8 protein-coding genes are annotated in these 12,685 nt (G+C 53.4%); 4 read left to right on the forward strand and 4 right to left on the reverse strand.

Features of this window, described 5'->3' with window-relative positions; translation table 11 throughout:
- Window positions 1-9 precede the first annotated feature (9 nt).
- Entirely contained in the window at window positions 10-4,470 is a 4,461-nt protein-coding gene (gene gltB, locus C3708_RS03065; RefSeq protein WP_103948831.1) for a glutamate synthase large subunit, read from the reverse strand.
- A gap of 684 nt (window positions 4,471-5,154) precedes the next feature.
- On the opposite strand from gltB, the gene C3708_RS03075 reads away from it, so the two are divergent.
- Entirely contained in the window at window positions 5,155-6,099 is a 945-nt protein-coding gene (locus C3708_RS03075; protein ID WP_103948832.1) for a TIGR01212 family radical SAM protein, read from the forward strand.
- Here the strand turns inward: C3708_RS03075 and C3708_RS03080 are convergent.
- Window positions 6,076-7,578, reverse strand: a complete 1,503-nt coding sequence (locus tag C3708_RS03080; RefSeq protein WP_103948833.1) for a helicase HerA-like C-terminal domain-containing protein — start codon at window positions 7,576-7,578, stop codon at window positions 6,076-6,078. The genes C3708_RS03075 and C3708_RS03080 overlap by 24 nt on opposite strands.
- A 137-nt stretch (window positions 7,579-7,715) precedes the next feature.
- Here C3708_RS03080 and C3708_RS03085 point away from each other — a divergent pair, with 137 nt between their 5' ends.
- Window positions 7,716-9,353: a dihydroxyacetone kinase subunit DhaK gene (locus tag C3708_RS03085; protein WP_103948834.1), complete on the forward strand. Its 1,638-nt coding sequence runs from the start codon at window positions 7,716-7,718 to the stop codon at window positions 9,351-9,353.
- A 92-nt stretch (window positions 9,354-9,445) separates the two neighbouring features.
- Here C3708_RS03085 and C3708_RS03090 read toward each other — a convergent pair whose 3' ends face one another.
- Both C3708_RS03090 and C3708_RS03095 read right to left on the reverse strand, forming a co-directional pair.
- Window positions 9,446-10,465 (reverse strand): NAD(P)-dependent alcohol dehydrogenase, encoded by a 1,020-nt coding sequence (locus C3708_RS03090; protein ID WP_103948835.1) that lies wholly within the window; start codon window positions 10,463-10,465, stop codon window positions 9,446-9,448.
- An 83-nt stretch (window positions 10,466-10,548) separates the two neighbouring features.
- Complete coding sequence (locus C3708_RS03095; protein ID WP_095283596.1) at window positions 10,549-11,052, reverse strand: GNAT family N-acetyltransferase; 504 nt, start codon at window positions 11,050-11,052, stop codon at window positions 10,549-10,551.
- Between the two features lie 228 nt (window positions 11,053-11,280).
- On the opposite strand from C3708_RS03095, the gene C3708_RS03100 reads away from it, so the two are divergent.
- Window positions 11,281-12,132, forward strand: a complete 852-nt coding sequence (locus tag C3708_RS03100) for a DUF3289 family protein (RefSeq protein ID WP_103948836.1) — start codon at window positions 11,281-11,283, stop codon at window positions 12,130-12,132.
- Window positions 12,133-12,134: 2 nt separating this feature from the next.
- Window positions 12,135-12,665 (forward strand): DUF943 family protein, encoded by a 531-nt coding sequence (locus C3708_RS03105; protein WP_103948837.1) that lies wholly within the window; start codon window positions 12,135-12,137, stop codon window positions 12,663-12,665.
- Window positions 12,666-12,685: the final 20 nt, after the last annotated feature.

A 12,685-nucleotide genomic window follows, 5' to 3' on the forward strand; every position in this document is an offset into this window, starting at 1 on the left:
TGTTACCCCTTACTGCGCCTGCACACGCAGCTCTGCTGCGCTACGACTACGGTGACCCAACAGTGCTTTAACATCGCTGGACTTCGGTTTAACCAACGCGAATTTCGCTGAGAACGCTGGCCAGTTCGCCAGGATCTCTTCCCCACGCGAAGAACCGGTATGCTGCACATGCTCAGTAATCAGACCGCGCAGGTGTTCTTCGTGGATCGCCAGTGTGTCAACGTCCAGCACTTCGACCAGTTCCGGGTTAACGCGTTTGCGGAACTCACCGTCTTCGTCCAGGACGTAGGCGAAGCCGCCCGTCATACCTGCGCCGAAGTTCACGCCGGTTTTGCCCATTACGCAGACAATCCCGCCGGTCATGTATTCACAACCGTTATCGCCGATGCCTTCTACGACGGTAATAGCACCGGAGTTACGCACCGCAAAGCGCTCGCCAGCCCGGCCTGCAGCAAACAGACGCCCGCCGGTAGCACCGTACAAACAGGTGTTGCCGATGATGCTGGCTTCATGGCTGCGGAATGCTGAACCGATCGGAGGACGCACTGCCAGTAAACCGCCCGCCATGCCTTTGCCGACGTAGTCGTTGGCATCGCCGGTCAGGTACAGTTCAACGCCACCCGCGTTCCAGACGCCGAAGCTCTGACCCGCAGTCCCGCTGAAGTGCGCGATAATCGGATCGGCTGCCAGCCCCTGATCGCCATGAGTTTGCGCAATATAACCAGAAAGCGTCGCGCCCACAGAACGGTCGGTGTTGCGGATATCAAACCAGAACGTTTTGCTCTGTTTGTCATCAACATACGGTTTCGCCTGTTGCAACAGCTGTGCGTTCAACACGCCGTTATCGAATGGTGGGTTAGTCTCGGTGCAGTAAACGGCTTTGCCTGGATGCGGCTCGGCAGTTTCCAGCAGTCGTGACAGCTTCAGTTTCTGCTGCTTCGCCGTAAAGCCTTCAAGCTCTTTCAGCAGGTCGGTACGGCCAATCAGATCGACCAGACGCTTCACACCCAGTTGCGCCATTAGCTCGCGGGTTTCGCGGGCGATGAATTCAAAGTAATTGGTCACTTTGAACGGCAGGCCGTGGTAGTGGTTCTTACGCAGTTTTTCGTCCTGAGTTGCCACGCCCGTTGCGCAGTTATTCAGGTGACAAATACGCAGGTATTTACAGCCCAGCGCCACCATTGGCCCAGTGCCGAAGCCAAAGCTCTCTGCACCAAGAATTGCGGCTTTGATGATGTCGAGACCGGTCTTCAGGCCGCCATCCACCTGCAGGCGAATCTTGTGACGCAGGCCGTTGGCCACCAGCGCCTGTTGTGTCTCCACCAGGCCCAGCTCCCACGGACAACCCGCGTATTTCACGGAGGAGAGTGGGCTTGCGCCCGTGCCGCCGTCATAGCCCGCGATGGTGATCAGGTCTGCGTAGGCTTTTGCCACACCGGTGGCGATGGTGCCGACGCCCGGTTCGGAAACCAGCTTCACGGAGATCATCGCTTTCGGGTTGACCTGTTTCAGGTCGAAAATCAGCTGCGCCAAATCCTCGATAGAGTAGATATCATGGTGCGGCGGCGGGGAGATCAGCGTCACGCCCGGCACCGAATAGCGCAGTTTGGCGATGTACGGCGTGACTTTGTCACCCGGTAGCTGACCGCCTTCGCCCGGTTTTGCACCCTGAGCGACTTTAATCTGAATCACGTCGGCGTTGACCAGGTACGCTGGTGTGACGCCAAAGCGACCAGAGGCCACCTGCTTAATGCGCGACACTTTGTTGGTGCCATAGCGCGCAGGATCTTCGCCGCCTTCGCCGGAGTTGGAGTTACCGCCAATGCTGTTCATCGCCTCGGCCAGCGCTTCGTGCGCTTCCGGGCTGAGTGCGCCGATGGACATCGCTGCGGTATCGAAACGTTTATACAGTTCGCTTGCCGGTTCAACGTCATTAATGCTGACGGTTTCGCCGTCCGGATTCACCGCCAGCAGATCGCGCAGCGTCGCCGCCGGGCGTTCGTTAACCAGTTTTGAATACTGCTGATAATCGCTGTATTCGCCGCTCTGAACCGCCTGTTGCAGGGTGCGTACCACGTCCGGGTTGTAGGCGTGATATTCGCCGCCGTGCACGTATTTCAGCAGACCGCCCTGATCCAGAGGTTTACGCGCCAGCCAGGCGCGCTTCGACAGATTCAGCAGGTCCTGCTGGAAGTCTGAGAAACCGGCACCGCCGATACGGCTAATCACGCCCTGGAAGCACAAATCAGCGACGTCATCATGCAGACCGACCGCTTCAAACAGCTTCGAGCAGCGGTAAGAGGCAATCGTCGAGATGCCCATTTTGGACATGATCTTGTACAGGCCTTTGTTGATGCCGTTACGGTAGTTCAGCATCACGGTGCGGTAATCTTTTTCGATCGCTCGACCGTCGACCAGCTTCGCCAGCGTTTCGTACGCCAGGTACGGATAGATAGCCGTCGCGCCAAAGCCCAGCAGCACGGCAAAGTGGTGCGGGTCGCGGGCGCTTGCGGTTTCTACGATGATGTTGGCATCGCAGCGCAGGTTTTTATCCACCAGACGGGTCTGGATAGCGCCCACCGCCATCGGTGCCGGAACCGGCAGGCGATTTTTGGCAATATTACGGTCGGACAGCACCAGCAGAACGGTGCCGTTACGCACCATCTGCTCAGCTTGATCGCACAGAGCTTTCACCGTCTCTTCGAGGCTCGCTTCGGTCACGTCAAAGGTAATATCGAGCGTGTCGGCGCGGTAGTGCTCCTCGGTCATGGTGGTGAGCTGTTTGAAATCGGAGTACAGCAGAATCGGCGACTTAAAGCTCAGGCGGTGCGCCTGGCCTTCGGCTTCGCAGAAGACGTTCATCTCGCGGCCAATGCTGGTGGCCAGCGACATAACGTGGGCTTCACGCAGCGGATCGATTGGCGGGTTTGTCACCTGCGCAAACTGCTGACGGAAGTAGTCGTACACGATGCGTGGCTGGCTGGAGAGCACGGCAAATGGCGTATCGTCACCCATCGAACCGACCGCTTCCTGGCCATTTTCACCCAGTACGCGGATGACGGAATCCAGCTCTTCAGCGCTGTAGTTAAATTGTTTCTGGAAACTGGCGAGCGTATCGTCGTCCATCTCACGGCTGCCGACATCTTCGTCCGGCAGATCTTCGAACGGCACCAGGCGGCGGACGTTTTTCTCCATCCACTCTTTGTAAGGATGACGGATTTTCAAATCATAATCGGTTTCGGCTGAGTGCAGAATACGGCCCGCACGAGTATCGATAACCATCAGTTCGCCTGGGCCGACGCGGCCTTTTTCGACCACTTCGTCAGGCTGATAATCCCAAATCCCGACTTCGGAGGCGCAGGTGATCAGCTTGTCTTTAGTGATGACGTAGCGCGCCGGGCGCAGACCGTTACGGTCGAGGTTACAGGCTGCGTAGCGTCCATCGGACATCACGATGCCCGCCGGGCCGTCCCACGGCTCCATGTGCATGGAGTTAAAGTCGAAAAATGCGCGCAGATCCGGGTCCATATCTGGGTTGTTCTGCCAGGCTGGCGGAACAAGCAGGCGCATCGCACGCACGATATCCATCCCGCCGGCCAGCAGCAGTTCAAGCATGTTATCCATCGAGCTGGAGTCGGAACCCGTTTCGTTAACGAACGGCGCGGCATCATGCAGATCCGGGATCAGCGGGGTCTGGAACTTATAGGTACGCGCACGCGCCCACTGGCGGTTACCAGTGATGGTGTTGATCTCACCGTTGTGCGCCAGGTAGCGGAACGGCTGAGCCAGCGGCCAGCGAGGAACGGTGTTAGTGGAGAAGCGCTGGTGGAACAGGCAAATGGCCGATTCCAGACGCAGGTCCGCGAGGTCCAGGTAGAAGCGCGGCAGGTCAGCCGGCATACACAGACCTTTATAGATGTTCACCAGGTTCGAGAGGCTACAGACGTAGAACTCTTTATCTTCCTGCAAACGTTTTTCGATACGGCGACGGGCAATAAACAGACGGCGTTCCATATCGCGTGGACGCCAGCCCGCAGGCGCATTCACAAAAATCTGTTCAATACGAGGCAGCGAGGAGAGGGCGATTTCACCGAGCACCCCTTCATTGGTTGGCACATTGCGCCAGCCGACAATCGACAGGGTTTCGCGTTGAAGTTCTTCTTCGACGATGCGGCGTGAGGCGGCAGCTTTTTCAGGATCCTGATTCAGGAACAGCATGCCGACAGCGTAGTTTTTGGCTAAACGCCAGCCGCGTTCTTCCGCAACGATTCGGAAGAAACGATCCGGTTTTTGTAGCAGCAAGCCACAACCATCGCCGGTTTTACCATCAGCGAGGATTGCACCACGGTGCTGCATACGGGCCAGTGCGTGTATAGCGGTACGCACTACCTTGTGGCTAGGTTCGCCTTCTATGTGGGCGATCAGGCCGAAACCACAGTTATCCTTCTCAAGGGATTTATCGTACAACATATCAGTGAACCTCCCCAGGCTCTTCGGGATTCCTATCTGGACCGTGGCGCACAGGCACAGAAAGAGCGCGGCGACGGGGTTTGCGTTTCATACGCGCACCTCGCATTCGCCCTCTTCATTTCCATTTCGCACAGGTCAAACAAGTTTGAGGACTTGCTTCAGAGGGAATCTCAATTACTGCATAAATATGATGAGCAGGCTGCTCATCCAGAAAGCTTCCAGCGGATTTCCAACTTATCGGGAATTGATACACAGGTCAAATGGCAATCTTATTTATACAAAAATGTGCTAAAGGGGTATTAGTTGATTGAATATAAAGGAATTTTAACACTTTTTACATCCACAAAAGCCAAGGGGATGCTCCTGGGGAGTGTGATCTGACTCACTATCTGAAAGCGGTATTATCCCTTTACCGTGCTGAATGGCTGAATTTTTGCAGGATAATAATCTGGCACTGGCGATCAGGACGCATAATCACACTGTTTTACAGCTGTGATGCGATAAGTGAAAAAATCCATCAGAACATAAGGAAAAGTAATTGCCAGGGTGATGAATGAAATTGCAGTAATAGTGAGTTTTTATTCAAATGAATAATAGCCGTCCAGGGCGATTGATCCAGGTCATCGCCGACAGAGGCTAAAAGTGGCAGGCTTGTCCCCTTTCTCCGGGACGGTCTATCAGATTATGCAGTTACAGAAATTAGTCAATATGTTTGGTGGGGATCTTTCACGTCGTTACGGGCAAAAGGTCCACAAGCTCACGCTGCACGGCGGTTTCAGCTGCCCAAATCGCGACGGCACCATCGGGCGTGGTGGCTGTACTTTCTGTAATGTGGCTTCTTTCGCTGACGAGGCGCAGCAGCATAATTCTATTGCGGAGCAGCTCTCTCATCAGGCGAGCCTGGTCAACCGCGCAAAACAGTATCTGGGCTATTTCCAGGCCTACACCAGCACCTTTGCTGAAGTGCAGGTATTACGCTCAATGTATCAGCAGGCCGTGAGCCAGGCGAATATCGTCGGTTTGTGTGTCGGTACGCGCCCGGACTGCGTACCGGAAGCGGTGCTGGATTTACTCAGCGAATATAAAGATCTGGGGTATGAAATCTGGCTAGAGCTGGGATTACAGACCGCGCATGACAAAACTCTGCACCGTATTAATCGTGGTCACGATTTTGCCTGCTATCAGAAAACCACCCGACTGGCGCGTGAACGCGGGCTAAAAGTATGCTCCCACCTGATTGTCGGCCTGCCGGGAGAAGGGCAGCAGCACGGCCTGGAAACGCTTGAAAGAGTCGTTGAGACAGGCGTGGATGGCATTAAACTCCATCCGCTGCATATCGTGACGGGCAGCACGATGGCGAGAGCCTGGGAAGCCGGGCGATTAAACGGCATCGCGCTGGAGGAGTACACCGTGACGGCTGGCGAAATGATTCGTCACACGCCACCGGAGGTGATTTACCACCGCATTTCCGCCAGCGCTCGTCGCCCAACGCTTCTCGCGCCGCTGTGGTGCGAGAACCGCTGGATGGGGATGGTCGAACTGGATCGCTATCTGAACCAGTACGGCGCACAAGGCTCAGCGCTCGGCACGCCGTGGATCTCTCCGCTATCGGCGGCGACCGCCCAGTAAACTTCCCAGCATGCCGCGCACTATCTGATTCGTCACCTGCCGCGCGGCGCTTTTCGCCATCGTTTGCACCACGCCATCGCGTTTACCGCCGCGTGGTCCTGTAGTGCCAAACAGAATATCTTTCAGCCCGCCGAGAATGCCGTCATCCACGGCTACGTTTTCGCCTTTAGTCGCTGGGGATTGCTGCTGTTCGGTGCTCGCCTGAACGCCTTTCTGTAGCCTCTCGAACGCAGACTCTCGATCTACTTCATCCTCGTACTTGCCGTAGACTGGTGAGTGGTTGATTAAGGCGTTACGTTCATCGTCCGTCACCGGCCCCATTCTTGAGAATGGCGCAATCACCATCGCACGCTCAACGACCGACGGGCTGCCTTTGGCATCAAGGAACGAAATCAGCGCTTCCCCAGTCCCCAGCGCCTGAATCGCCGCTTCGGTATCAAATGCCGGGTTGGCACGCATGGTTTGCGCCGCTGCTTTGACGGCTTTCTGATCTTTCGGGGTAAAGGCACGCAGGGCGTGCTGCACGCGATTCCCTAACTGCCCAAGAACGTTATCGGGAATATCGGAAGGGTTCTGCGAGACAAAATAGACGCCAACCCCTTTTGAGCGGATCAGGCGGATTACCTGCTCAATTTTATCCAGCAGCACTTGCGGCGCGTCGCTGAACAGCAAATGCGCCTCATCAAAGAAGAACACGATCTTTGGTTTATCCAGATCGCCCGCTTCCGGCAGCTGTTCATAGAGTTCAGAGAGCATCCACAACAGGCTGGCGGCGTAGAGCTTTGGCATCTGGTAAAGCTTCTCGGCGCTCAGAATGTTGATAATCCCTTTGCCGTTACTGTCGGTGCGCATCCAGTCTTTGATATCCAGCATCGGCTCGCCAAAGAAATGCTCTGCGCCTTGCTGTCCGAGGGTTAGCAGTCCGCGCTGGATAGCGCCTACAGATGCCGGGCTGATGTTGCCGTACTGATTCTGGAAGGATTTGGCGTTATCTCCGATGTACTGAGTAATGGCGCGCAGATCTTTGAAATCGAGCAGCAGCAGGCCCTGATCGTCGGCAATGCGGAAGATGATGTTTAACACGCCAGACTGGACGTCGTTAAGATTCAACAACCGCGCCAGCAGCAGCGGGCCAAGATCTGAGACGGTCGCGCGCACCGGATGGCCTTTCTCGCCGAAAATATCCCACACCACCACAGGATTCGCCTGTGGTTGCCAGTCAGTGACACCTATGTTTTTCAGCCGCTCAAGCAGTTTTTCCGACGCCGTGCCCTCCTGGGCCACGCCGGTTAAATCACCTTTTACGTCGGCCATAAAAACCGGCACGCCGTGACTTGAAAAAGACTCCGCCAGTTTTTGCAGGGTGACGGTTTTACCTGTCCCGGTGGCGCCGGTAATCAGCCCGTGGCGGTTCGCCATGCCTGGCAGTAAGAACAGCTCTTTATCCAGCGTCCGGGCAATCAGCAATGGTGTACTCATGGTGCGCGTCCTCTCTTTGTCCTGCGTCGAGTATAGGCAACCTGACGGCAAATTGACTCAGTAAATTCCTGACTTTGCGGCGCATTACCCAGCGCAGACTATGCTTTTGCATACGATTCACAAAAAGTTGGAAGGCTATGTCCAGATTCTTTTTTAATGACCGCAAACAGCTGGTCAATGACGCCATTGAAGGCATACTGATTTCCGCGCCGCACGGTAATTTGGTCAAACTCGATATCGATCCGGCCATCCGCGTGGTGGCACGCAGCGACTGGGATAAAAGTCGGGTGGCGGTGATATCTGGCGGGGGTTCCGGTCACGAACCCGCCCATGCCGGTTTTGTCGGTAAGGGCATGTTGACCGCTGCGGTGTGCGGCGATCTGTTTGCCTCGCCGAGCGTAGATGCGGTGCTGAACGCCATCGTGGCGGTGACGGGCGATCGTGGCTGTCTGCTGATCGTCAAAAACTACACCGGCGATCGTCTGAACTTCGGTCTTGCAGCGGAAAAAGCCAAACGCTACGGGCTGAAAGTGGAGATGGTGATCGTTGCCGATGATATCGCCCTGCCGGATAACAAGCAGCCACGCGGGATTGCGGGTACGGCGTTGGTCCATAAAATCGCCGGTTATGCGGCGGAAAAAGGTAAATCGCTAAGCGACGTCCGGGATATTGCACAGCAGGCCTGCGATAACCTCTGGAGCCTGGGCGTGGCGATGCAGACCTGTAATCTACCGGGCAGTGACGACGAAGAGGGGCGTATTAAGCAGGGACATGTCGAGCTGGGTCTGGGTATTCACGGCGAGCCGGGTGCTTCGGTGGTCGATACGCAAAACAGCAAAGCCATTATCGATACGCTGATAGCACCGCTAAAAGAAAAGGCGGGTGATGGGCGGTTTGCTGTGCTAGTTAACAACCTCGGCGGCGTGTCGGCGCTGGAGATGGCGCTGCTGACAAAAGAGCTGGCGCATTCCGCGTTGCAGGATCAGATTGCATATTTGATTGGCCCTGCGCCGCTGGTGAGTGCGCTGGATATGAAGGGCTTTTCCCTGTCGTTGCTCAAACTGAATGAGACCTTCGAGCAGGCGCTGAATGAGCCTGTCGAAACCCTCGGCTGGCAAAAGCCAGTGGCGTTTGCACCACTGCGTACGGTGCAGCATACGGCTATTCAGGATCGCGTGGAGTATGTGCCGTCTGAAAATGCTCAGGTGGCAGCATTAGTGGCGGGCGCAACGCAAACACTGGTCGATCTGGAAAATCGGTTGAATGCCCTGGATGCTAAAGTGGGTGACGGCGATACGGGGTCGACCTTTGCGCAAGGCGCGCGGGATATTGCGCAGTTGTTGCAAGAGAAGCAACTGCCGCTCAACGATGTGCCGAAACTGCTGCTGTTAATCGGCGAGCGGCTGGCGACGGTGATGGGCGGATCGAGCGGCGTGTTGATGTCGATCTTCTTTACCGCCGCCGGACAGCAGCGACAGGACGGCAAACCGCTGGCGGAGGCCTTGCTGAGTGGGTTGGCGCAAATGAAGCAGTACGGCGGGGCAGATCTCGGCGATCGTACATTGATCGACGCGCTGCAACCGGCGCTGGAAGCGTTACAAACAGGCGATATTCAGGCTGCAGCTCAGGCAGCGAAACAGGGCGCGGAAGCAACTGCCAGCATGCAAAAAGCCGGAGCTGGGCGTTCGTCGTACGTGAATAAAGAAAATCTGGAGGGTGTCACCGATCCAGGTGCGGTGGCGGTGGCAGAGGTGTTTGCTGTAATGGCGCAGTAGTTAAAAAAATGCCCGGTGGCGCTACGCTTTCCGGGCCTACAAAACCTAACCGTAGGCCGGGTAAGGCGCAGCCGCCACCCGGCAATTTAGCCTTAGAAGTCCGCTTTCAACACCACGCGGTAACGGGCTTTACCGTCACGTACGTGCTGGATGGCTTCGTTGATTTTCGACATCGGATACAGTTCGGTGGTGGGTGCCACTTTGGTGCGGCCCGCGAAATTCATCAGTTTGCGCAATTCATATGGTGTACCTGTGGCTGAGCCGGACACGCTGCGATCGCCGCCGATCAGGGTGAATGCCGGAACCGGAAGCGGCTTCAGCACCGCACCGACGGTATGGAAATTCCCGCCATAGGCCAGCGCTTCAAAATACGGTTGCCAGTCGAGATCGACGTTCACGGTGTTGATGATCAAATCGAATTGACCCGCCAGGGCTTTCAGCAGTTCAGGGTCGCGGCTATTGACCACCTTATCGGCCCCCATCGCCAGCACTTCTTTCTCTTTCGCCGGATTGGAGCTGAATGCGGTGACTTCGCAACCCATTGCATGCAGCAGCTTAATGGCGATGTGACCTAAACCGCCAATACCAATCACGCCGACGCGGCTGGTGGCGGTGACATGATGCATCAGGAGTGGTTTGAAGACGGTGATACCGCCGCACAACAGCGGGCCTGCGGATTCAATATCAATGCTGTCCGGGAGCGGAATGACCCACTGCCAGTCGGCGCGCAGCTTGTCGGCGAAACCGCCTTTATTAAGGATGGTGGGAACTGCGCCTTCCAGACAGTTGATCTGGTTACCGCTGATACAGGCATCGCAATGGCCGCAGCTACGGGCGGTCCAGCCAATGCCGACGCGCTGGCCAATTTTAAGCCCTTTATCCTGAGCAGCGGTACCGAGTGCGACCACGCGGCCGATCACTTCGTGTCCGGCAACCAGTGGATAGCTGGAGAAGCCCCATTCGTTGTCGATCATCGACAGATCCGAGTGGCAAATCCCGCAATAATCGACCTGCACTTCGACGTCTTCTGCCTTCAGCTCGCCCGCATCGTATTCGTACAGTTCAAGTTCTGCACCTGCCTGCGGCGCGGCATAGCTTTTTATCTTCGACATCGTCTTTCCCCTGTTTTGGTGTGAACTGAGAGTGTAGAGCATTCAGTTTGCAGCCGCTTAACAGAAGAGGGCAGGAATGGGATTTACAGAGTTTTCAGCATCCTGACTTCGCAATCGACGTGTCCGGTGCAGCCCAGTGGTGCATCGATATGTTCAAAGCCCAAATGTTCATACAAGCCGATAGCTTCTTTGAGGAAGGCAGTGGTTTCGAGGTAGCAGCGTTTGAAGCCCTGTGAGCGGGCATGATCGAGCGCCAGAAGTGCCAGCTTTTTCGCCAGGCCTTGTCCGCGCACTGTCGGCAGGAAGTACATCTTTTGCAGCTCGCAGATATCCGGCTCACTGCAGCTCAATGGGGCAATGCCGCCTCCGCCAACGACCTGGCCGTTTTGTTCAATCACCCAGTAGGCATGGCCCGGCTGGCTGTAGAGTTTAAACAACTCGTCGAGGTTAGGATCGGCAACGGTATAGCCCTTATCGGCCGTAAGACCGTACTCAGCAGACACTTCACGGATAACCGCAGCGATATCGGCGTTGTCTTGCACTGTAATCCGGCGCATAGCCGCAGCGACGGGGGTAATCACGCTCATAGCATTACTCATGACAAAAATTGACACACAACTGCAGTTAATAGCACCGCAGAAAGGGGAGTGCAAGCGAGGATAATTCATATCTGGAGCTTTCTGCTCAAAAACTGAGGTGCTTGTATATTTGGTTATTATTGTTTGCTAAGTTACGGTTTAATTTGTGGTGATGTTTAAAGTGAAATTAATAGTGTCAATAAATTGATGTGTTTTTATTCATTAGGATGATGAATCATGAATTTAGATATGTTTTTATCAACGCAGTTTCCGAAAGTCATTTTTTCAACCTTTCATCGATTTGAAAATTATTACATCAGTGATATGCAGTATGGTGACCTGAGTGATAATGATTTTTTCAGAATGGGTTTGCGAGATATTTCCGCGAAAGTTGATCCATTCAGGTTATTAGAGTTTGACTCGTTAACTTCTTTTCGGCCTCTCGGGATGAATTTCCCGACAAATACATCATCAGGTAGACCTATAAGTCGTCAAAGATGTGCTGCTATTCTTTTTAATGAGATGAAGGAGTTATCAACTCAATTTGCACATGGAAAATATGCTAATCTTATTAGCGAACTTATTGAACATTTTCGTTTTGGAAATGGGACGCCGTGGCATAGTGAGCAACTTGATTGTGCCTATAAGGAAATTGTTGAGGGTATTGGTACGAATGATGTTTTAAACACAATAATAGAAACAATAAATACTCAGTTAATCTCTAAGCAACAAGCATGTCTGGAGTTTGAATTTTTTACAGCTCTAATGAAAACAATTAAACATACGACCCTCCCTAAATTCATTAGATTTGAAGATAAATATAATGGTCTGGGGATTAGTGTGCATGATGTATATGCGCAGGAAATATCATTAGTATATTTTCACCGTTTTGCTATGTCTTGGAGTTGTTTGCTTTATTTTAGAGCCCAAGATCATTTTGGTCTTGGGGTGGAAGATATTACAGATTCTCTCTATAAAAACTTTCGTTTCTTCCGGATTTGGTTTTTTCTGCAGCAACATAACAAATTTGCATACAAACCATTCCTTACTAATTTTAGTGCCCATATTAATATTGGTGGTGGAATTTAACAATGAGATGTAAAAAAGATAAGATCTTTTATGGTATTTTAATTATTCTGATAAGTGGCTATTTTCTCTGGAATCTGCGCCCTGTGAAGATTATTCGAGCCGGAGGCTATTTAGATTATGATCCTCGATTTAGCCAAGGACTCTTTAGAGGGAGCGAGCGTGGTTTCAGTGATAAGATATACTACGATATTATCGTTGACCACATGCCCCTAACCGAATGGGGTCGAATTCACTGGTATCTTGATCATAAAGATGAACTAAAGAAAAAATATAACATCCCTGCTTCCACTTCTTATTATATTACTTTTTGGGATATTGGTGGCGGGTTTATTGACGGTGATAAATCAGGTGATGGCGATTTAGCCTGCTTTGCTAAAGTGGATGACTCAAATGAGAATTGCCTTGAGAAAAATTCTCTTCTCTCCGTAAATTTTGACAAAGGTAGATGGGTAGAATTTCATTTTAATGGTTGTGATAATTATTGGTATATTAAGCCGAATGGTCGCCCAGGGTTATTTTATAAGACCCGATAAAAAAGCCGGAGAAATTCCCC

It is taken from the genome of Lelliottia sp. 7254-16, from assembly GCF_002922995.1.
In the GTDB taxonomy this organism is placed as follows: Bacteria; Pseudomonadota; Gammaproteobacteria; order Enterobacterales; family Enterobacteriaceae; genus Enterobacter; species Enterobacter jeotgali.

Excerpts from the sequence above, each read along its gene's own strand:
- gltB (WP_103948831.1), bottom strand. The coding sequence starts at position 4,470 with ATGTTGTACGATAAATCCCTTGAGAAGGATAACTGTGGTTTCGGCCTG.
- C3708_RS03075 (WP_103948832.1), top strand. The coding sequence starts at position 5,155 with ATGCAGTTACAGAAATTAGTCAATATGTTTGGTGGGGATCTTTCACGT.
- C3708_RS03080 (WP_103948833.1), bottom strand. The coding sequence starts at position 7,578 with ATGAGTACACCATTGCTGATTGCCCGGACGCTGGATAAAGAGCTGTTC.
- C3708_RS03085 (WP_103948834.1), top strand. The coding sequence starts at position 7,716 with ATGTCCAGATTCTTTTTTAATGACCGCAAACAGCTGGTCAATGACGCC.
- C3708_RS03090 (WP_103948835.1), bottom strand. The coding sequence starts at position 10,465 with ATGTCGAAGATAAAAAGCTATGCCGCGCCGCAGGCAGGTGCAGAACTT.
- C3708_RS03095 (WP_095283596.1), bottom strand. The coding sequence starts at position 11,052 with ATGAGCGTGATTACCCCCGTCGCTGCGGCTATGCGCCGGATTACAGTG.
- C3708_RS03100 (WP_103948836.1), top strand. The coding sequence starts at position 11,281 with ATGAATTTAGATATGTTTTTATCAACGCAGTTTCCGAAAGTCATTTTT.
- C3708_RS03105 (WP_103948837.1), top strand. The coding sequence starts at position 12,135 with ATGAGATGTAAAAAAGATAAGATCTTTTATGGTATTTTAATTATTCTG.